The sequence below is a fragment of the Streptomyces sp. NPDC051214 genome, from assembly GCF_040682375.1.
In the GTDB taxonomy this organism is placed as follows: Bacteria; Actinomycetota; Actinomycetes; order Streptomycetales; family Streptomycetaceae; genus Streptomyces.
The window spans coordinates 568,984-588,188 of sequence record NZ_JBFBAT010000001.1; the positions used below are offsets into that span (position 1 = coordinate 568,984).

General features: G+C 72.3%; 19 protein-coding genes. 10 read left to right on the forward strand and 9 right to left on the reverse strand.

The window, feature by feature from the left end; genetic code table 11:
* The first annotated feature begins 8 nt into the window (after nt 1-8).
* Nucleotides 9-545 (forward strand): NUDIX hydrolase family protein, encoded by a 537-nt coding sequence (locus tag AB0M70_RS02625; protein ID WP_363207413.1) that lies wholly within the window; start codon nt 9-11, stop codon nt 543-545.
* A gap of 126 nt (nt 546-671) precedes the next feature.
* Nucleotides 672-1,727, forward strand: a complete 1,056-nt coding sequence (locus AB0M70_RS02630) for a YncE family protein (protein ID WP_365815535.1) — start codon at nt 672-674, stop codon at nt 1,725-1,727.
* Nucleotides 1,728-1,750: 23 nt separating this feature from the next.
* On the opposite strand, the gene AB0M70_RS02635 is transcribed toward AB0M70_RS02630, so the two are convergent.
* Entirely contained in the window at nt 1,751-2,440 is a 690-nt protein-coding gene (locus AB0M70_RS02635; RefSeq protein WP_365815537.1) for a triacylglycerol lipase, read from the reverse strand.
* 104 nt (nt 2,441-2,544) lie between these two features.
* The gene (locus AB0M70_RS02640) at nt 2,545-3,276 is read right to left on the reverse strand and encodes a FadR/GntR family transcriptional regulator (protein WP_365815538.1); all 732 of its coding nucleotides are present in this window, start codon (nt 3,274-3,276) and stop codon (nt 2,545-2,547) included.
* Between the two features lie 224 nt (nt 3,277-3,500).
* Between AB0M70_RS02640 and AB0M70_RS02645 the strand changes: the two genes are divergently transcribed.
* The 3 genes from AB0M70_RS02645 to AB0M70_RS02655 all read left to right on the forward strand — a co-directional run bounded on the left by AB0M70_RS02645 (nt 3,501) and on the right by AB0M70_RS02655 (nt 7,676).
* Nucleotides 3,501-4,745 (forward strand): SLC13 family permease, encoded by a 1,245-nt coding sequence (locus tag AB0M70_RS02645; RefSeq protein WP_365815540.1) that lies wholly within the window; start codon nt 3,501-3,503, stop codon nt 4,743-4,745.
* 74 nt (nt 4,746-4,819) lie between these two features.
* Nucleotides 4,820-6,271: an acyl-CoA synthetase gene (locus AB0M70_RS02650; RefSeq protein ID WP_365815542.1), complete on the forward strand. Its 1,452-nt coding sequence runs from the start codon at nt 4,820-4,822 to the stop codon at nt 6,269-6,271.
* Nucleotides 6,264-7,676, forward strand: a complete 1,413-nt coding sequence (locus AB0M70_RS02655) for a carboxyl transferase domain-containing protein (RefSeq protein ID WP_365815545.1) — start codon at nt 6,264-6,266, stop codon at nt 7,674-7,676. The genes AB0M70_RS02650 and AB0M70_RS02655 overlap by 8 nt, the downstream gene beginning before the upstream one ends.
* 35 nt (nt 7,677-7,711) lie before the next feature.
* Here the strand turns inward: AB0M70_RS02655 and AB0M70_RS02660 are convergent, their stop codons facing one another.
* Together AB0M70_RS02660 and AB0M70_RS02665 are read right to left on the reverse strand one after the other, a co-directional pair.
* Entirely contained in the window at nt 7,712-8,134 is a 423-nt protein-coding gene (locus tag AB0M70_RS02660) for a hypothetical protein (protein WP_365815547.1), read from the reverse strand.
* Between the two features lie 27 nt (nt 8,135-8,161).
* Nucleotides 8,162-8,566, reverse strand: a complete 405-nt coding sequence (locus tag AB0M70_RS02665; RefSeq protein WP_365815549.1) for an STAS domain-containing protein — start codon at nt 8,564-8,566, stop codon at nt 8,162-8,164.
* A gap of 187 nt (nt 8,567-8,753) precedes the next feature.
* Here AB0M70_RS02665 and AB0M70_RS02670 point away from each other — a divergent pair, with 187 nt between their 5' ends.
* Nucleotides 8,754-9,809: an NAD-dependent epimerase/dehydratase family protein gene (locus AB0M70_RS02670; protein ID WP_365815551.1), complete on the forward strand. Its 1,056-nt coding sequence runs from the start codon at nt 8,754-8,756 to the stop codon at nt 9,807-9,809.
* Between the two features lie 58 nt (nt 9,810-9,867).
* Here AB0M70_RS02670 and AB0M70_RS02675 read toward each other — a convergent pair whose 3' ends face one another.
* Nucleotides 9,868-10,980, reverse strand: a complete 1,113-nt coding sequence (locus tag AB0M70_RS02675; RefSeq protein ID WP_365815553.1) for a HAMP domain-containing sensor histidine kinase — start codon at nt 10,978-10,980, stop codon at nt 9,868-9,870.
* A 5-nt stretch (nt 10,981-10,985) separates the two neighbouring features.
* A complete protein-coding gene (locus tag AB0M70_RS02680) occupies nt 10,986-11,849 on the reverse strand; it encodes a response regulator transcription factor (protein WP_365815555.1) in 864 nt (287 codons plus the stop codon).
* A 124-nt stretch (nt 11,850-11,973) separates the two neighbouring features.
* On the opposite strand from AB0M70_RS02680, the gene AB0M70_RS02685 reads away from it, so the two are divergent.
* The 3 genes from AB0M70_RS02685 (at nt 11,974) to AB0M70_RS02695 (ending at nt 14,517) form a co-directional block, all read left to right on the forward strand.
* Nucleotides 11,974-12,771, forward strand: a complete 798-nt coding sequence (locus tag AB0M70_RS02685; protein ID WP_365815557.1) for a glycosyltransferase family 2 protein — start codon at nt 11,974-11,976, stop codon at nt 12,769-12,771.
* Entirely contained in the window at nt 12,768-13,433 is a 666-nt protein-coding gene (locus AB0M70_RS02690; protein ID WP_365815559.1) for a DUF2064 domain-containing protein, read from the forward strand. The genes AB0M70_RS02685 and AB0M70_RS02690 overlap by 4 nt, the downstream gene beginning before the upstream one ends.
* Before the next feature lie 379 nt (nt 13,434-13,812).
* Nucleotides 13,813-14,517: a methyltransferase domain-containing protein gene (locus AB0M70_RS02695; RefSeq protein ID WP_365815561.1), complete on the forward strand. Its 705-nt coding sequence runs from the start codon at nt 13,813-13,815 to the stop codon at nt 14,515-14,517.
* Here AB0M70_RS02695 and AB0M70_RS02700 read toward each other — a convergent pair.
* Together AB0M70_RS02700 and AB0M70_RS02705 are read right to left on the reverse strand one after the other, a co-directional pair.
* A complete protein-coding gene (locus AB0M70_RS02700; protein WP_365815563.1) occupies nt 14,460-14,945 on the reverse strand; it encodes a hypothetical protein in 486 nt (161 codons plus the stop codon). The genes AB0M70_RS02695 and AB0M70_RS02700 overlap by 58 nt on opposite strands.
* Nucleotides 14,945-16,261: a molybdopterin-dependent oxidoreductase gene (locus AB0M70_RS02705; RefSeq protein ID WP_365815565.1), complete on the reverse strand. Its 1,317-nt coding sequence runs from the start codon at nt 16,259-16,261 to the stop codon at nt 14,945-14,947. Before AB0M70_RS02705 ends, AB0M70_RS02700 begins: the two co-directional genes overlap by 1 nt.
* A gap of 113 nt (nt 16,262-16,374) precedes the next feature.
* Here AB0M70_RS02705 and AB0M70_RS02710 point away from each other — a divergent pair, with 113 nt between their 5' ends.
* Complete coding sequence (locus tag AB0M70_RS02710) at nt 16,375-17,733, forward strand: hypothetical protein (protein ID WP_365815567.1); 1,359 nt, start codon at nt 16,375-16,377, stop codon at nt 17,731-17,733.
* 228 nt (nt 17,734-17,961) lie between these two features.
* Here the strand turns inward: AB0M70_RS02710 and AB0M70_RS02715 are convergent, their stop codons facing one another.
* Nucleotides 17,962-19,137 (reverse strand): MFS transporter, encoded by a 1,176-nt coding sequence (locus AB0M70_RS02715; RefSeq protein ID WP_365815569.1) that lies wholly within the window; start codon nt 19,135-19,137, stop codon nt 17,962-17,964.
* Nucleotides 19,138-19,205 lie beyond the last annotated feature (68 nt).

Genomic DNA, 19,205 nt, shown 5'->3' on the forward strand with positions numbered 1-19,205 from the left:
ATCAGCCGATGTCTGACACGACCGAAACCACACCCGGCTGGCTGACCTCCGACGAGCTCGAGCAGGCCCGTTCACGCATGCCGATCCTGTACGTCGAGGCCGTGCCGGTGCGCGTCGACGACAACGGCGAAGTCACCAGCATCGGACTGCTGTTGGGCATGGGGCGGGACGGGGCGGTCAGCCGCTCCCTCGTCTCCGGCCGGGTCCTGCACCACGAGCGGGTGCGCGACGCCCTGCTGCGCCACCTGGAGAAGGACCTCGGCCCGGCGGCGCTCCCCCGTGTCCCGGCCTCGCTGCAGCCCTTCACCGTCGCCGAGTACTTCCCGACGCAGGGCGTCACGCCGTTCCACGACCCCCGCCAGCACGCCGTGTCCCTCGCCTACATCGTCCCGGTCGCCGGTGACTGCCGTCCGCGGCAGGACGCTCTCGACCTGGCCTGGTTCAGTCCGCAGGAGGCCTCGTCCGAGGTGGTCCAGAGCGAGATGCCGGGCGGTCACGGCCTCCTCCTCAAGCAGGCCCTCGCGCACGCGGGTTGCCTGTCCTGAGCGGAGTCGGCGCGGCCCGGCGTGTCGCCCGGCGAAACCCCCGGTGACGGATTAGGTAAGGCTCGGCTAAGTTGATCGGCGAGTGCCTCCCTCCGGAGGCACCTCTGCCAAGGAGATCGACGCAGCATGAGCTCAACCATCCGCCGGGCCCGCCGTACCACCGCGATAGCCGTGTCCCTCGCCGCGGGCGGCGCCCTGGCCTCGACCGGGACCGCGGGCGCCGTCACCGCGGGCGCCGGCTCGCCCGCCACCACCGCGCCGATCGCGCCGGGCCTGTACCAGTCCGCGTACTCGGAGCGGAACGACGCGCTCTGGGTCGCCTCTTCGGTGGGCCAGCCGCCCGCGCCCGTCACCGGGTCCAGCCTCCTGAAGGTCGATCCGGACTCGCTGCGGGTGGAGAAGAGATACACGCCGGCGACCAACGCGGCCACGGGCGCCGTCCAGTCCGTCTACGGCGTCGCCGTCGACGACGAGCACAACACCGTCTGGACGACGAACACCCGCGACAACTCCGTCTCCGTCTACAGCCAGCGCACCGGCAAGCACCTCGCCACCCTGCCCGGCGTGCACCACTCGCGCGAGGTCGTCGTCGACGAGCGGCGCGACCTGGTGTGGGCCAGCGCCTTCGGGGACGGCACCCTCGTCGCCTTCGACTCCGGCACCTTCGAGGAGAAGCGGCGCGTCACCGTCCCGGGCGCGGGGCCGACGGGCCTCGCCGTGAACGAGCGGACCGGCGCGGTGTACGCGGCCGACCACACCGGCGACCGGATCATCGAGGTCTCCCCCGGCGCCGAAAGCCCGCGGCTCATCCCGACCGGCGACGGCCCGCTCTCGGTGGCACTGTCCAAGAACGGCCGCACCGCCTACACCGGCGACCAGACCGCGGGCACGGTCTCGGTCGTCGACCTCCGCAAGGGCGCCGTCACCCGGTCCGTGGCATCCGGCCTGGGCACCAAGTCCGTTGCCGTCGACCACCGTTCGGGCCACGTCCTGGCCGTCAACCGCCTCTCCGCCACCGTCACGATCGTCGACCCGCACAAGGGCGCCGTCGTGAAGACGGTGACCACCGCCGCCCTGCCCAACCACGTCCACGTGAACAAGGGCACCGCCTACGTGGTCGACAAGTCGGCGTCGGGCCCCGCGGGCGAGGACCTGATGTCCCGCTTCCGCGTCCGCCGCTGACCGTCGCCAACTGCCGCTGGCCGCTAGCCGCCCACGAAGTCGCGCACGCCTTGCGACACCCCGTCATCTCCCAGCAGGTCGTTGTGCTTCAGGCAGCCCGCCGCGTTGTTCGTGGCGCCGGCCAGGCGCACGCTGCTGTCGGGGTTGATGACCTCGTCGCAGTTCGACCACCAGGTCGCGTAGGCGACGCCTCCCGGCGTCTCGTCGCCCTCCGCGAGCCCGTCCTGGACGTACGAACCCGGCGTCATGTCACGGCAGGCCTGCGACCAGGCGGCGCAGGCCCAGGCCGTGGCGGTGCCGTGGTTGGGGCCCGCGAGGGAGGCCCAGTGGGCGACCGTCGCGGTGCCGCCGCCGTGCTTGACGTACCAGCGGGTGACAAGGCTCCCGAAGGAGTGGGCGACGATGTCCACCTTGGCGGCGCCCGACCTCGCGCGCACCTCTTCGACGTATGCGGCGAACCGGCCGGAGAGCACCTCGTTCACCGACCGGCTGGTGTCGTACCCCCAGGAGAAGAGCTCCCCGTCCGTATAGCCGGACGCCTTGAAGTCCTCCCGCAGGGAGCCCCACACCCCCGGGTCGGCGTTGTAGCCATGGACGAAGATCACCGGAGTGCGGGCGGCCTTCGGGGTCTCGTCCGCCTGGGCCGGGGCCAGCGGCAGCAGCAGGGCGGCGACGGCCGCGACGGTCAGTGGGAATGAGATGCGGCGCAGCACGGGCTCCCCTTCGGTCCGGCGGACTTCACCACGTTCAGCCGAGAATGGTGAGGTCTGGGACAACGAATGAACAGACCTGTGCGGCAGGGAAGTTACCGCGGGTATCACACCTCGGTGGGATCGGGGGTGCTCGCTTCGTCGTCCGGGTTCCAGTCGAGGAGCCGGACCTTCGCCACCGTCCGCACGTGGCGGCGCATCGCGGCCGCCGCCGCCCTGCCCCGGCCGGCCTCGATCGCGTCGAGGATCGCGTGATGCTGGGCGAGGGACCGGGCGGGGCGCCGCACCTGGCGCAGCGACTCGTTGCGGCTCTCGGTGATCTGCTCGGCGATGGAGCGCATGAACTCCGCGAGCAGCGCGCTGTGGGCGGCCGCGGTCACGGCGGCGTGGAAGAGCCGGTCGCCCTCGACCCCGCGCTCGCCCGCCTCGATCTCCCGCGCCATCGTGTCGAGCGCCGCCCGCATGGCCCGTACGTCCTCGTCCGTGCGGCGCTCGGCGGCCAGTTCGGCGAGCTTGGTCTCAAGGGCCTCGCGCGCCTCCAGGACGTCGGGCAGCCGGCGCTTGCGCTCCACGAGCCGTTCCACGGGCTCGGCGTCCAGGCTGTCCTTGACCAGGTAGGTGCCGCCGCCGTGCCGGACCTCGACCAGGCCCTGCACTTCCAGTACGACGATGGCCTGCTTGACGGAGGCGCGGGACACGCCGAGGCGCTGGGCCAGTTCGCGCTCGGGCGGCAGCCGGTCGCCGGAGCGCAGGCCGCCCTCGGCGACGTAGGCGCGCAGCCGGTCGAGCACCTGCTCGTACAGCCGCGTCCTGCCCATGGGGCGCAGCGCGTCAGACATCCCAACCCCCATATCGGCCTCAGTGCCGGATTTCGGTCCCCGTGCCGATGGCCTCGCAGCCTAACAGCGGCCGATCCAGTGGACGAGTGGGCAAGTGGCTGAGCCAATTTGCGTCCGATCCCTTGACGGCCGAAACCGATACCCCGACGCTGAGTTCCGCCAACGGCCACATTGGCTCAGCCACTTGGCCACTGAGGGTCGGCCCCAGGGACGGGAGCCCACGCATGTCCGCCGAGCTCATCTCCATCCTCGTACTCGTGGTGGTCTTCGTGATCGCCACCACCCGCTCCATCAACATGGGCGCGCTCGCCTTCGCCGCCGCTTTCGCGGTCGGCGAGCTGGTCGCCGACCTCGACGCGGACGGCATCTTCGCCGGCTTCCCCGGCGACCTCTTCGTCGTCCTGGTCGGCGTCACCTATCTGTTCGCGATCGCCCGCGCCAACGGCACCACCGACTGGCTCGTGCACGCGTCCATCCGCCTGGTGCGCGGGCGGATCGCGCTGATCCCCTGGGTGATGTTCGTGATCACCGGGGCGCTCACCGCGATCGGCGCGGTCAGTCCGGCCGCCGTGGCGATCGTGGCCCCGATCGCCCTGAGCTTCGCCGCCCGCTACGGGATCAGCCCGCTCCTGATGGGTGCCATGGTGGTGCACGGGGCGCAGGGCGGCGGCTTCTCGCCCATCAGCATCTACGGGTCGATCGTCAACGGCATCATGGAGCGCGAGAACCTGCCGGGGAACGAGGTCGTGCTCTTCCTCGCCTCGCTCGTCGTCAACCTCATCATCGCCGGGATCGTCTTCGTCCTCTTCGGCGGACTGAAGCTGGGCGGCCGCGACACCGACAAGTCGGCCGATTCCGAAGACAGTTCGAGGCTCGATCCGGCCAAGATCGCCACGCTCGCCGCGCTGGTCGCCCTCGTCGTCGCCGTCCTGGCCTTCGATCTCGACGCCGGCCTGAGCGCCATCACCCTGGCCGTGCTCCTGAGCGCGTTCTGGCCCGACGTCAGCCGCAAGGCCGTCGGCGAGATCGCCTGGCCGACCGTGCTGCTGATCTGCGGTGTGCTGACGTACGTCGGGGTCCTTGAGGAGATGGGCACCATCAAGTGGGCCGGGGAGGGCGTCTCCGACATCGGCGTCCCGCTCCTCGCTGCCGTACTGCTCTGCTACATCGGTGCGCTCGTCTCCGCGTTCGCCTCCTCCGTCGGGATCATGGGAGCGCTCATCCCGCTCGCCGTACCGTTCCTGGCCCAGGGCGAGATCGGGGCGGTCGGCATGATCGCGGCGCTCGCCGTGTCCGCCACCGTCGTGGACGTCAGCCCCTTCTCGACCAACGGCGCGCTGGTGCTCGCCGCCGCCCCGGACGTCGACCGGGAGCGCTTCTTCCGGCAGCTGATGGTGTACGGCGGGGTCGTGGTGGCCGTGGTGCCCGCCGCGGTGTGGCTCGTCTTCGTGGTGCCAGGATTCGGGTAGGACGAACCAGCACACGACAGAACAGAACCAGCACCAGACATCGGTCCGTGACGACAACCAAGGAGATACGCAGCGTGAGCTCCCCCCATCCGCCCCTCTTCCCGGCCCTCGTCGCGGGCCCCGACCTCCCCGCCCTGCGCTTCGGCGAACGCGCGCTGACGTACGCCGAGCTGGCCGCCACCGCAGGTTCCTTGGCCGCCTCGATCGGCTCGGCGCGCCGGGCGGCCTTGTGGGCCACGCCGACCCTGGAGACCGCCGTCGGTGTGGTGGCCGCGCTGCTCGCCGGGGTGCCGGTGGTGCCGCTGAACCCGAAGATCGGCGAGCGCGAGCTGGGGCACATCGTGGCGGACAGCGCCCCGACGGTGGTGCTCGCGGCGCCCGACGACGAACTCCCGGCGCCTCTCCGGGCGTTGCAACGTGTGGACGTCACCCTCACCCCTCCCACGACAGCCGCGGCTGCGCCCGTCGAGCCCGGCCCCGAGTCCCCGGCCCTGATCGTCTACACCTCGGGCACCACGGGACCTCCCAAGGGCGCGGTGCTTCCCCGCAGGGCGCTTTCCACCACCCTGGACGCCCTGGAGGACGCCTGGCAGTGGACCTCCGACGACGTGCTGGTGCACGGGCTCCCGCTGTTCCACGTGCACGGACTGATCCTCGGCATCCTCGGGCCGCTGCGCCGGGGCGGTTCGGTGCGGCACCTGGGCCGGTTCTCCGTCGACGGGGTACAGCAGGAACTGACCGACGGGGCCACGATGCTGTTCGGCGTACCGACCATGTACCACCGCATCGCGGAGGCGCTGCCCACCGACCCGGGCCTCGCCAAGGCCCTGTCCGGCGCGCGGATCCTGGTCTCCGGGTCCGCCGCACTGCCCGTCCACGACCACGAACGGATCGCGGCGGCCACCGGGCGCCGGGTGATCGAGCGGTACGGCATGACGGAGACCCTGATGAACACCAGCGTGCGGGCCGACGGCGAACCGCGCGCCGGAACCGTCGGGGTGCCGCTGGGCGGAGTGGAGCTGCGCCTCGTGGACGAGACGGGCGCCGAGACCACCGACCCGCGCGAGGTCGGCGAGATCGAGGTGCGCGGCCCGAACCTGTTCACCGAGTATCTGAACCGGCCGGACGCCACCGCCGCCGCCTTCACCGCCGACGGCTGGTTCCGCACCGGCGACATGGCGGTGCGCGACGACGACGGCTATGTCCGCATCGTCGGCCGCAAGGCCACCGACCTCATCAAGAGCGGCGGCTACAAGATCGGCGCGGGCGAGATCGAGAACGCCCTCCTCGAGCACCCGGGCGTACGCGAGGCCGCCGTGACCGGGGAGCCCGACGACGACCTGGGCGAGCGCATCGTCGCCTGGATCGTCCCGACCGACCCCGAACAGCCGCCCACAGCAGCCGACTTGGCGGATCACGTGGCCGCCCAGCTCGCTCCGCACAAGCGCCCCCGCACGGTGCGCTACCTCTCGCAGCTCCCCCGCAACGACATGGGCAAGATCATGAAGCGGTCCCTCCATGCCTGAGCCGACGCCTGACGGCCCGGCTGCGCGCTCGCCCGCCCGCTGGACCGCGCGTGCGGCCATTGCGGCGGTGGCGGACGAGGACAGCTTCAGCGAACTTCCCCTGCGTGATGCCGACTTCGAGGCGCCCTGGCTCGATGGACCGCTTGCCTGGCAGGGGTACGCCGCATCCCTCGCCCGCGCCGAAGAACGCACCGGCGAGCGGGAGTCGGTGGTCTGCGGCGCCGCCACCGTGGGCGGCACTCCCGCGGTGATCGTCTCCTTCGAGTTCGGTTTCCTTGGCGGCTCCCTCGGCGAGCGCACGGGTGACCGCCTGGAAGCCGCGCACCGACATGCCCGGGACCACCGGCTGCCCGTCGTCTCGCTGATCGCGACGGGAGGCAGCCGCATGCAGGAGGGCATGCGCGCACTGGTCCAACTCCAGTGCGTGGCACGGCAGTCCGAGCTCACCGGCGCGGCCGGCCTGGCCCGGATCGCCGTCCTGCGCGACCCGACCACGGGCGGCGGCTGGGCCACCCTGGGGGCAGGCGCCGACCTGATCCTCGCTTTGCCCGGCAGCCAGGTCGGCTTCGCCGGGTCCCGAGTGCGCCCGGCGGACGCGGATCCGAGCGCCTACACGGCCGAGGCCCAGCTCGCGGCCGGGGCGATCGACGACATCGTACGCCCCGAGGAGTTGCGCGAGGCGCTGGCGCTGCGCCTCGGGCTGCTGTCCACTCCCGGCGGCGCCCGCCCTGTGGCCGACGCACCCGACTCTCCCGAACCCCCCGACGCGCTGGGCCGACGCGACCTGCCCGCCACGGGGTGGGAGGCCGTCAGCCGTGCCCGCGCATCCGAACGCCCGCGTGCGGAGAGGTATTTGGACGCCTACTTCACGGAGCGGGCGCCCTTGCGCGGCGACCGGTGCGGGGGCACGGACCCGGGGATGCTCTGCGGGTTCGGGCGCCGCGAAGGGCGTACCGTCGCCTTCGCGGCGCAGTGCGGGACGGCGACGACACCGGCCGGGTACCGCACCGCGGCACGTCTCGTGCGGCTCGCGGGGCGGCTCGGGATTCCCGTCCTGACCCTCGTCGACACCCCGGGAGCCGCCAACGGGGCGGAGGCCGAACGGGCGGGTGCGGGCGCGGCCATCGCCGATCTGTTCGCCGCCGTCGCCACCTCCCCGGTGCCGGTCACGTCACTCATCATCGGCGAGGGCGGCTCGGGCGGGGCACTCGCGCTCGCGGCACCGGACAACCTCTGGGCGACTCCGGACAGCTACTTCTCGGTGATCGCCCCTGAGCTGGCCACCGCGATCCTCAAACGAGGGCACGACGAGGTCCGGTCGACGGCGGAGCAGCTTCGCCTGAGACCGCAGGATCTGGTCGAACTCGGCGTGGCGCGAGGCGTTGTGACGGCACGTCAAGACTGATTCCTGTCGTCATACCCCTCGTTCTCCCGTTGGCGTCACCGCGAGGGTCCGGCGTCGCTCCCTCCGACGACCTCGGCGGCCATGCGCAGACAGCTCTCGGGGAGTTCGGGGGCGGCCCGGATCCAGTCGTCGGTGTCGACTCCGGCGACGACGCCCGCTGTCCACAAGGTGGCCAGCAGACGGGTCGCCAGGTCACGCTCCGCTCCCCTGACCCCGGGAGCCACCCGGCGGACGGCGACGGTCGCCCGCTCGATCAGGGACGGTTCGAGCAGCCAGCGGATGCCCGCCCCGGCCTCCACCAGGAAGCCGGAGTAGATCGCCATGAAGATCCGCGCGGTGTCGTTCTCCTCCTCGAGGCCCACCCTTGCATGCTCGGTGAACTGGGAGATCAGACCCAGGTGATCGCCCAGGTGACTGGTCGGGGTCCCGCGGCTGCGCCGGCGTTCGCCATTGGTCATGTCCGCACCATCCGTCCGCTCTCCGGGTCAGGAGGTCTTCCCGATCTCGGGGCGGCCCCGGCCCTCACCAGAGGCTTCACCGACGGCCAGCGCCTGATCCACGGTGTCGTGGATCGCCAGCACGCCGTTCAGGCCCACGATGCGCAGTACCGCGCGAGGCGCTCTGTGCGGAGCCACCAGCCGCATCGGGACCCCGCGTTCGGCCGCCGTCCGCCGGAAGTCGTCCAGGACGGCCACCCCGGCCAAGGTCAGGAAGGGCGCGGCCGCCCAGTCCACGATCACCGCCGAGACCCCGCCCTGCGCTGCACGGTCGAGGCGGGTCCGGCACATCTCACGCAGTTCCCACCGCAGCGGCTCGGCGTTGCCGACGCGCACTTCCGGGGGCATCCTCACCACCAGGCAGCCCTGCCTGACGGATGTCTGGAGTTCCACCAGACCACCTCCCTACAGCCCGTCCCGGCCACGGGGACACGGCTTCAAGGCATGGCGCCAGTATGCCCACCCGCATTCCGGACTTCAGCGGTTGCGACCGGATCCGTCGCCGCGGGATTCTTACGGACCCGTGACGTGGGCCCGTCGTCGGCCGTCGGCCCTGCTCGGCGCGCCTAGCGTGGGCCGCATGCGCGTACTTGTCACCGGCGGCGCCGGGTTCATCGGATCGCACGTGGTCGAAGCCCTCACCGAACGCGGGCACGAAGTCGAGGTGTATGACGCCCTGCTGCCTTCCGCGCACGCCGATCCGCCGCGGGCGCCCGACGGGCAGCGGTGGACCGTGGCCGACGTCCGGGACCGGGACGCGGTGCGGGAGGCGTTGCGCGGGGTGGACGCGGTGTGTCATCAGGCGGCAATGGTGGGCCTCGGCAAGGACTTCGCGGACGCGCCCGCGTACGTCGGCTGCAACGACCTGGGTACGGCCGTGCTGCTCGCCGCGATGGCCGAAGCCGGGGTACGTGACCTGGTGCTCGCCGGGTCGATGGTGGTCTACGGGGAAGGACGCTACGCGTGCGCACGGCATGGGGAGGTGCGGCCGGGTCCGCGCGCGGCGGCGGATCTGGACGCCGGGCGCTTCGAGCCCCTCTGCCCGGACTGCGGGGCCGAGTTGAGGCCCGGCCTGGTGGGTGAGGATGCGCCCGCCGATCCACGCAATGTGTACGCCTCCACCAAGCTGGCACAGGAACATCTGGCCGCCGCGTGGGCGCGGGCGAGCGGTGGCCGCGCGGTGTCCCTGCGCTACCACAACGTGTACGGCCCCGGCATGCCCCGCGACACCCCGTACGCCGGTGTGGCCTCGTTCTTCCGTTCCTCCCTTGAGCGGGGCGCGGCGCCCCAGGTCTTCGAGGACGGCCGCCAGCGGCGGGACTTCGTGCACGTACGGGACGTGGCGGCGGCCAATGCGCTGGCGCTGGAGGCGGTGCGCGAGCGGGAGGCGGGGGCGTTCACGGCGTACAACAACGGCAGCGGGGAGCCGCACACGGTCGGGGAGATGGCCCACGAACTGGCGCGAGCTTTCGGCGGCCCGGCCCCGGAGGTGACGGGTGAGTACCGGCTCGGGGACGTCCGCCACATCACGGCGGACTCGGGGCGGCTGCGGGCGGAGCTCGGCTGGCGGCCCGAGGTCGGCTTCACCGAGGGAATGAGGTCTTTCGCGAAGGCGCCGCTGCGGGGGCGCGGGTAGCGCGGTTCTCGACCTGCTCCTCGACCTGGTTCTCGACCTGGTTCTCGACGGCTGCCGCCTACGTCCCCGCCGCCGGGAGCGTGACCTCGAAGCGGCAGCCGCCCGCGACATTGCGTACGGCCGCCCGGCCCTGGTGGGCCTCGACGATGCCGCGGACGATCGCCAGGCCGAGGCCCGCGCCTGCCGGGGGTGTGCGGGACTGGCTGCCGCGCCAGCCGGTGTCGAAGACGCGGGAGAGGTCCTCCTCGGGGATGCCGCCGCAGCCGTCGGTCACGGACAGGACCACACCGTCCGGGGAGCGCTCCGCGGCCACCGCGACGGTCCCGTCGGCGGGTGTGCGGCGGATCGCGTTGATCAGGAGGTTGCCCAGGACACGGCTCATCTCCTTGCTGTCGACCTCCACCGGGACGGCCTCGACGCTGTCGCCGACGAGCCGCACGCGGTGCTCGCGGGCCAGCGGGTCGACGCCCGCGAGCGCGTCGCCCACGAGGTCGTAGACGGAGATGCGGGACGGTGAGAGGGCGAGCGCGCCCGCATGGATGCGGGAGAGCTCGAAGAGGTCTCCGACCATGGAGTTGAGGCGCTCGACCTCCGTGCGGATCTGGCGCAGGTAGCGGTCCGGCTCGGCGGCGACGCCGTCCTCGAGGGCCTCGGACATGGCACGCAGTCCGGCCAGCGGGGTGCGCAGGTCGTGTGAGATCCAGGCGACCAGTTCGCGCCGGGAACGCTCCAGCGCGCGCTCGCGTTCCCGGGATTCGGCGAGCTTGGCGCTGGTCGACTCCAATTCCCTTGTCAGTGCGGCCAGTTCTGCGCTGACGGGCTCCGGCGGGGCCGCGAAGCTTCCGCCGTCGCCGAAGGAACGGGCCGCCAGGGTCAGGGCGTTGCTGCGGGCGACGACCCAGCGGCCCAGCAGCAGCGCGGTGGCGAGCGAGACCACGGCGGCCATCGCCACGACCACGGTGACGACGGTCAGGTCGTGCGGCGACAGGAACATCTCCCAGGCCACCGCGAGCGTCCCGGCCAGCATCGCGAGCACGGCGACGGCCGCGACGACGGTCATCGCCACCACGAGGGAGCGGTGCCGCAGCAGGCGCAGCGTCAGGGCGCCCAGGAGTCCGGCGCTGGCGGCGCCCAGGAAGGCGAAGAGGGCGATGAGGAGGATGTCCTGCATGCGGGTCAGCCTTCGGCTCGGGGTGGTACGCGGTCACGACGGGGGTCGTGCGGAGCTTCGATGTCGGGGACATCGAGGCGGTATCCCAGGCCCCACACGGTCTGGATCAGCAGCGGCCTGGCCGGGTCGTCCTCGACCTTGCCCCGCAGCCTGCGTACGTGGACCGTGACCGTGGACAGGTCGCCGAACTCCCAGCCCCACACTTCCCGCATCAGCTCTTCGCGACTGAACGCCTGCCCTGGGTGGCGCAGCAGGAAGGCGAGAAGGTCGAACTCGCGGAGAGTGAGGGAGAGTTCGGTGGCGCCCTTGGTCGCGCGGCGTGCCGTCGGGTCCACCCGGAGGCCGGCCGCGCTCAGCGTGGCGACCCCCTCGGGAGCGCGCGCGGCGGCGCGGCTGCGCCGCAGCACCGACTCCACCCGCAGGACCAGTTCGCGCGGGCTGAACGGCTTGGTGACGTAGTCGTCGGCCCCCACCTCAAGGCCCAGGATCCTGTCGTCCTCGTCGCCCCGGGCGGTGAGCATGATGACCGGCACCGGTCCCCTGTCGCGCAGGCGGCGGCACACCTCCAGACCGTCCATGCCGGGCAGCATCAGGTCGAGGACGACGAGGTCGGGGCGGAGGACCCCGGCACGTTCCAGCGCGCCGGGGCCGTCCTCGGCGCGGTCGACCGTGTAGCCACCGCGCTCCAGATAGCCCGCGACGACCTCGGCGACGGTCGGGTCGTCGTCCACGACGAGCACTTTGAGCGGGCCGGGAGCGGCGTTCCCGTCACTGCCGGTGTTCCCGGCGCGCCCGGCGGTACCGGCGTTCCCGGCGTTCCCGGCGTTCCCGGCGGGCGGGTGGTCCTGCGGTGCTGGTGGCGGCTGCATGCCGCAAGCCTCGCACCTGCGGCGCGTGGACCGGCCGGTCAGAGGGGCTCCCGGTTGCCGACGTCCCCGTTTCGTAAGAACCTCAAGCCCCATTTGTCCGGTTCGGATTCATAGGGTGAGTCACATGACCCCCTCACCCGCCACGGAACCCGACGTACCTGACGTGCCCGACCCATCCGACCCATCCGATCCATCCGGCCCGCCCGGCCCTCGCTCCCCTCGGGTGGACGTCGTCCTGCCCTGCCTCGACGAGGCCGCGGCGCTGCCCTGGGTCTTGGAGCGTATCCCCGCGGGCTGGCGGGCGATCGTGGTCGACAACGGCTCCACCGACGGTTCGGCGGACATCGCCCGCGCCTTGGGCGCCACGGTGGTGCGGGAGCCGCAGCGCGGGTTCGGGGCTGCCTGCCACGCGGGTCTCCTTGCGTCCGACGCGGACGTGGTGTGTTTCTGCGACTGCGACGCCTCCCTGGATCCGGGGCTGCTGCGGCCCTTCGTACGGGGGGTATGGGACGGGGCGGCCGACCTGATCGTGGGACGGCGGCGCCCTCAGGGCCGCGGCGCCTGGCCGCCGCATGCGCGCGCGGGCAACTTGGCGCTCGCTCGGATGCTGCGGCGGCGTACCGGCGTACGGCTGCATGACGTGGGCCCGATGCGGGCGGCGCGGCGCGAGGATCTGCTGGGGCTCGCCCTGACCGACCGCCGCAGCGGTTACCCGCTCCAGATGATCGTGCGCGCGGCCGACGCGGGCTGGCGGATCGAGGAACGGGACGTTCCGTACCTGCCGCGCGAGGGCAGGTCGAAGGTCACCGGGACATGGCGCGGGACGTGGCAAGCGGTACACGACATGCGCTCGGTACTGGCAGAACCCCCACGACCGGCCCCCGCGAGGAGCAGCGAGCACACACCGGGCGGCGCCAAATGACCGCCCACCAGACGACCCTCCTTGTCATCGCCAAGGAACCGCTCCCCGGACGCGTGAAGACCCGCCTCACCCCGCCTTACACCCCCGACGAAGCCGCCGAGCTGGCCGCTGCCTCGCTCGCCGACACTCTCGACGCTGTGCTGGCGGCGCCCGCACGCCGGCGTGTCCTGGTGCTTGCCGGGCAGCCGGGGCCCTGGGTCCCCGCCGGAATCGAGGTGGTCCCGCAGTGCGCGGGAAGCCTGGACGAACGGCTCGCCGCGGCCTTCGCGGGGTGTACCGAGCCGGCCCTCCTGATCGGCATGGACACCCCGCAGGTCACGCCGGGCCTGCTCGCCCCTGCCCTCGGCCCCGAGGCCTGGCAGGACTGCGACGCCTGGTTCGGCCCCGCCGTCGACGGCGGATTCTGGGCGCTAGGCCTGGCCGAGCCCGACCCAAGCCTGCTGCGCGGCGTCCCAATGTCGCGCGCCAACACCGGCACCCTCCAACGGGCCCGGCTCACCGACGCCGGCCTGAGGGTCCGCAACCTGCCCACACTCCGCGACGTCGACACAGCCGACGACGCCGTACGCGTCGCCGCAACCGCCCCAAGCAGCCACTTCGCCACCACACTCACCCGCCTCACCACAGCAGCCGGCCACACAGGCCTCGGCGGCAGCCGATGAACACAGCACCGCCGAACACAGGCCTCCGCGACACAACAACCCCGCCCACTCCCTGGCATGCCGACCCCCACACCACCACCCTGCGCGACATCGAAACAGCCCACTCCGCCGGAAAGGTCATCGCCGCGGCCGCACCGGGCACCCAGACACACGCGCCCCAGCGACAGCCAATGAACGCAGCACCGCCGAACACCGGCCAACGCGACACAACAACCCCGCTCACGCCCCGGCACGCAGACCCCCACCCCAACGCCCTCCCCGACATCGAAACAGCCCACGACGCCGCAAAGGTCGCCGCGACCGCACCCGGCAGCCGGTTCGCCGCAACCCTCACCCGCCTGGGCGCCCCAGCCGGCCACACACACCCCGGCAGCAGCCAATGAGCTCAGCGCCCCCGGACACCGGCCTTCGCGACGCAGCAACCCCGCCCGCGACCCCACCCACGCCCTGGCGTGCCGACCCGTACACCAACGCCCTGCGCAACGGCCACGGCCCCCTCTTCCTGCGCCGTAGTGACGGGTGGTTGTTGCCGCTCGACGTCGAGCGTTGGTGCGCCAGTGCCGATGGCGCGGATCTCTCCGCGTTGCGCCTCTGCGAAGGCAGCGTCCTTGACATCGGCTGCGGGCCCGGCCGCCTCGTGGCCGGGGCCGCGGCCCTGGGCCACCGCGTCCTGGGCGTCGACGTCAGCCAGGCAGCCGTCGACCACACGCTTCGGCTCGGCGGCACCGCACTGCTCCGTTCCGTCTTCGACGCGCTTCCCGGCGAAGGCCGCTGGGGTACCGCCCTGCTCATGGACGGCAATCTTGGGATCGGTGGAGACCCCGGCGCCCTGCTCGCGCGCGTAAATCAACTTCTCGCGCCCGGGGGGCTGTTGATCGCCGAGACCGTACCGGTGGACGTCGACGAACGGGTCGAAGTGCACGTCGACGACGGGCACCGCGCCCCCGGCGAATCCTTCCCCTGGGCCCGCCTCGGCACCCCCGCCCTGCTGCGGCACGCCCGTCCGCGCGGCTGGAGCCCGGCCGCTCAGTGGACCACCGACGGCCGTTCCTTCCTGGCGCTGCGCCGCCCTCGTCGCACCTGAAGCACTCGGCACAGAGCGGACCCCGCGAACAACGCGGCCGTGACGATCAGCCACCGTGTCAGGAAGGCATCAGCAGAGAGCCCGGTCGCGGACTCATAACGCTCCACCCGCCCGGTGATGAGCGGGAACCACACCAGCAACAGCAGCCCGGACAGGAACGCCGGCACCCGTACGAAGTTGACCCACCCCCCGCGCTCCCGGCGCCCCGCAGCCGCCCGCAGGGCACGGTCGGCGAGCGCGTAGGCGGGCACGAACAGCAGATCGTGCACCAGCGCCGCGCCGACGAACCAGAGGACGACCATTGGCCAGTCGCCCTCCAGCAGGCGCACCCCCGCGTACCCCGCGAGCGCGAACGAGGCCAGCAGTACGAGGAGTTGCAGCGGGCCCTCGCCGTACCACCGCCGCAGTCGACCCACGAAACCGCTCATCACAGCTCCCCGAAAGTCAGGCGGGACACCCATTTGGTGTTGAGCACTCCTGGCGCGGCCGGAACGATGATCCGTGCCGGATAGCCGTGGTCCGGCGACAGATCCTCGCCGTTCACCCGCAGCGCGAGGAGGGAGCGCGGGTCGCGGACCTGGTTGTCGCGCAACGCGGCCTTGCGGAAGGCCCCGTGCCGCTGCAGGGACTCCACGAACACCCCCGGAGGGTCCTCCTCGTACCCGGCGAGCGCCGCGAGGTCACGCAGCCGCACCCCACGCCACCACTGGTCCGACGTCGACCACCCCTCCACGCACGCGATGGGCAACGCAGCACTGTGCAGCGGGAGTTGAAGCAGGTCGTCGCGGGACAGCCTGACCTCTCCCCGTGGGCCGCCGACGGACAGCCGCCACCCCTCACCCCTGTCCCGTCGCCCGACCCCCACCTTCGCAGCCGTCTTGTTGATCTGGAAGCCGTTCGGCCCGCTCCCAGGATCACCGCCGCCGTGCGGGGCGAACAGGGCGGTGCGGCGCAGGGGCCCGTCCACGTTCTGCCCCGCCGTCGTCACGAACAGCAGGGCGGACCCCGCACCGACCATGCCGAGCGCTCCCCGCCGCGTCACGGTGGGCTCGGCGGGCGCGGGCGCGACCAGGCCCTCCGCGTCGGCGGGCTCCGCACGCGGATCACGTACCTGCTCGCGCCACCCCCGCTCCCGCAGCACCCGTACGACTTGAGGGAGACGCAGCACCACGTGGGCCACGAACGCGCCGAAGAACACCCAGGCGCCGTAGAAGTGCAGCGGATAGAACGACCCGGGGAAGAGGTACTCCAACTGGACGTTGAGGACACCGGTGACAAACTCGAACAGCGCGCCTCCGACCAGCAGGAGCAGCGACACCCGCTCGAGGGCGTGCCCCACCGACCGCGCCGGGGGCAGCGCGAAGAGCTTCGGGATCACCGACCACAGCTTCGCGAGCAGCACCGGGATCAGCGTGATGCCGACCGTGACGTGCAGGCCCTGGTTGAGGCGGTAGAGCCAGTGCGGGTCGGTCGGCCAGTCGAAGAGGTAGAAGCCGAGGAGCCCCTTGTCGGGTGTCTTGTCGTTGACGGGTGACAGGTCCGGGTTGTACGCCGCGTACGACAGCAGACCGGTGACGAACAGCACGGTGACGCCGACGAGCAGGATGACGCCGAGCACCGAGGTGAGCCACGGCCCGCGCAGCGGACTGCGCCAGAAACCGGGGTCGGAGGGAGAGGGGACGCGTGACGCTGGGGGCACGGAGTGACGAGACAAGGAGCTACGAGGCACGGAGCTACGGGGCATGGAGCGACCGTAAGCCGGACCATGTGGCCGAACGGGCCCGCGACTCATGACGAAACGCTGACGTCGTGCCGCCGGGCCCGTTCACTCCCGCCACCTGCGCCTACGGTGCAGACGTGAGCACCACGGAACGCACCGGCCGCCGCCGTGACCTGGCCGCTGCCGGCATCGCGGCGCTGCTCGTCGCCGCGGCCGTCGTCGTCGGCACGTCGATCGAGCACGCGGACGGCACCCTGCACCTCAACTGGCCGCCCCTGTACGCCCGATGGGATCCGCACATCGGGCCCGGCACCCCCGCCGCGCTCGCGGTCGCCGTCGCGGTGATCGCGTACGCCCCCGTCCTCGCCGCCCGGCTCTCCTGGCGGGCGCTGCTCCTGTCCGCATGGACCGCTTCGACGGCCTGGATCTGGTCGCTCGCGCTGATCGACGGCTGGCACCGGGGCGTGGCCGCGCGGCTCACCACCAAGTACGAATACCTCCAGGTCATCGACCGCTTCGAGGACATCCCCGCGACGCTGCGGGACTTCACCCGGCACATCCTCATCGACTCCCCCGGTCACTGGCCCGCCCACACCGCGGGCCATCCGCCCGGCGCCACCCTCACCTTCGTCCTCCTCGACCGCGTCGGCCTCGGGGGCGGCGCCTGGGCCGGAGCCTTCTGCATCACGGTGGGCGGCACCGCCGTGGCGGCCGTCCTGATCACCCTGCGCGCTCTGGCCGACGAGGCGGTGGCCCGCCGTGCGGCGCCGTTCCTCGTTCTGGCGCCGTCAGCGATCTGGGTCGGCGCCTCGGCGGACGGCTATTTCGCCGCCGTGACCGCCTGGATGGTCGCCCTGCTCGCGCTTGCGGCGACGCGCGAAGCCCGCTCGCCCGCCGCCGCGGCACTCGGCTCCGGCCTTCTGTTCGGCCTCATCTGCTACCTCTCGTACGGCCTGACGCTCTTCGCGCTCGTCGCCGCGGCCGTCCTGCTGATCACCCGCACCCCACGTCCCCTGCCGTTCTTCCTGGCGGGGGCGGCGGTGGCCCCGCTCGTCTTCACTCTGGCGGGCTTCGACTGGTGGGAGGCGTACCGCCTGCTCGTCGAGCGCTACCACCAGGGGGCGGGCGGCATCAGGCCGTACGCCTACTTCGTCTGGGCCAACCTCGCCTGCACGGTGCTCGTCGTGGGCCTCGCGACGGTCGCGGGCCTGCGCAGGACGGTGAGGGCGGCACCCGATACCGTCCGTCGCTTGTGGAGCGGGCGCACCACACCCGCCGACCGGCTGACCGCCCTCGTCCTGGCCGCCCTGCTGGCGCTGCTTGCCGCCGACCTGTCGGGCATGAGCAAGGCGGAGACGGAACGCATCTGGCTGCCGTTCGCCACGTTCCTGCTCGCGGCGACCGCGTCCCTGCCGAAGGCCGGCCGGCGCCACTGGCTCGCCGCGCAGGCCGTACTGGCGCTCCTGGTGAATCACCTGCTGTTCACGGGCTGGTGAGAGCGCGGCACCCGCCGGCTTCGCCGCCGTCCCGCCCTTTCCTAAGGTGCGGGTATGCACAGAACAACCTCCCGCCCCGCCGCTCCACGGCCTCGCAACAGCCGCCTCCCGGTATCCGCCCCGAAGGGAGGCGCCGCGTGACCCTCAACCAGTTGCGGGCGTTCGTCGATGCCGAGCGGCTCGTCGGGACGTGGAGGGGCTCCGGTGCATCCGGGGCCCCTCCCCTCGTCAGCGGGCCGTGCCCACGGGTTGCGGCACGGTGGGTTCGGGTTCGGGCAGGGTGCGGAACAGGAACCAGCTCAGTACGGGCATGAGGACCAGGGGCGCCAAGGCGCTCCGCAGGGATGTCGCGTCGGCGAGGCCGCCGATCAAAGGGCTCACCAGGCCACCGATGCTGACGGTCAGACCGAGCGTGATCCCGCTCGCGGTGCCGACGCGGGAGGGCAGGTAGTCCTGCCCGAGCGTGACCTGCAGCGAGAACGGGACGTACAGGCCCGCCGAGGTCAGCGCCACGCACACGTAGAAGGCGGGACCGGGCACGAACACCACACCCGCGACACATCCCACCGTGAGCAGGTAAGACCAGCGCGCGACGGTGACCCGGCCCCAGCGCTCGGCCAGCGCGCCGCCGAGGACCGAGCCCACCGCGCCACCGAGGTACAGCACGAACAGCGCCGCCGTGCCCGCGGCCGTGCTGCCGCCCATGCGCTCCTTGCCGAGCAAGGAGATGAAGGTGCTCAGGCCGATGAAGACGATCGACCGGCACACCACGGCCAGCGACAGCTTCACGAACGACGCCTTGTCGTCCTGCGCCGCCGCCACCGCCGTACCGGCACTGTCCCCGGCGGTCTCTCGCTGCCGCTCCAGCGCACGCAGCACGGGCAGGCACAGTACGGCGCCGACGAGCGCCGGCAGGACGAGCAGCGGAGTCAGCCGCAGGCCTCCCGCGGTGACGACGGCGGTGACCAGGAGCGGGGCGACCGCGAAGCCGAGATTCCCGCCGAGCGAGAACCACCCCATTCCTCGGTGACTGCCCCCGCTCGCCAGCCGGGCCACCCGCGCCGACTCGGGGTGATAGGCGGCCACGCCCACCCCGGACACGGCCACGAACACGAGGGTCAGCCCGTACGAGCCGCTCACCCCGCTCAAGGCGATGCCCAGACCGCCGAGCAGCGTGCTGGCCGGGAGCAGCCACGGCATCGACCGGCGGTCGGTGAGGATGCCGAACAGCGGTTGCGCCACCGACGACAACAGCGAGGCGGCGAGCACGATGCCGGAGACGGCGGCGTAGCTGTAGGCGCGCTCGGCGACGAAGAACGGCACCAGGGACGCCACGGCGCCTTGGTACAGGTCGACGCAGGCGTGCCCGGCGGACAGCAGAGTGATGGACGTATTTCTTCGCACCCCGTCATCGTCGGCGCCGAAGGTCGTGTCGCACTTCCGAGAATCTGCCAGAAGATGCCGAAAATCCG

What these genes read in the sequence shown, in the direction of transcription:
- AB0M70_RS02625 (WP_363207413.1), top strand. Translation starts at nt 9, where the DNA reads ATGTCTGACACGACCGAAACCACACCCGGCTGGCTGACCTCCGACGAG.
- AB0M70_RS02655 (WP_365815545.1), top strand. Translation starts at nt 6,264, where the DNA reads ATGCCTGAGCCGACGCCTGACGGCCCGGCTGCGCGCTCGCCCGCCCGC.
- AB0M70_RS02660 (WP_365815547.1), bottom strand. Translation starts at nt 8,134, where the DNA reads ATGACCAATGGCGAACGCCGGCGCAGCCGCGGGACCCCGACCAGTCAC.
- AB0M70_RS02705 (WP_365815565.1), bottom strand. Translation starts at nt 16,261, where the DNA reads ATGCCCCGTAGCTCCGTGCCTCGTAGCTCCTTGTCTCGTCACTCCGTG.
- AB0M70_RS02700 (WP_365815563.1), bottom strand. Translation starts at nt 14,945, where the DNA reads ATGAGCGGTTTCGTGGGTCGACTGCGGCGGTGGTACGGCGAGGGCCCG.
- AB0M70_RS02685 (WP_365815557.1), top strand. Translation starts at nt 11,974, where the DNA reads ATGACCCCCTCACCCGCCACGGAACCCGACGTACCTGACGTGCCCGAC.
- AB0M70_RS02640 (WP_365815538.1), bottom strand. Translation starts at nt 3,276, where the DNA reads ATGTCTGACGCGCTGCGCCCCATGGGCAGGACGCGGCTGTACGAGCAG.
- AB0M70_RS02670 (WP_365815551.1), top strand. Translation starts at nt 8,754, where the DNA reads ATGCGCGTACTTGTCACCGGCGGCGCCGGGTTCATCGGATCGCACGTG.
- AB0M70_RS02630 (WP_365815535.1), top strand. Translation starts at nt 672, where the DNA reads ATGAGCTCAACCATCCGCCGGGCCCGCCGTACCACCGCGATAGCCGTG.
- AB0M70_RS02675 (WP_365815553.1), bottom strand. Translation starts at nt 10,980, where the DNA reads ATGCAGGACATCCTCCTCATCGCCCTCTTCGCCTTCCTGGGCGCCGCC.
- AB0M70_RS02695 (WP_365815561.1), top strand. Translation starts at nt 13,813, where the DNA reads ATGAGCTCAGCGCCCCCGGACACCGGCCTTCGCGACGCAGCAACCCCG.
- AB0M70_RS02690 (WP_365815559.1), top strand. Translation starts at nt 12,768, where the DNA reads ATGACCGCCCACCAGACGACCCTCCTTGTCATCGCCAAGGAACCGCTC.
- AB0M70_RS02680 (WP_365815555.1), bottom strand. Translation starts at nt 11,849, where the DNA reads ATGCAGCCGCCACCAGCACCGCAGGACCACCCGCCCGCCGGGAACGCC.
- AB0M70_RS02645 (WP_365815540.1), top strand. Translation starts at nt 3,501, where the DNA reads ATGTCCGCCGAGCTCATCTCCATCCTCGTACTCGTGGTGGTCTTCGTG.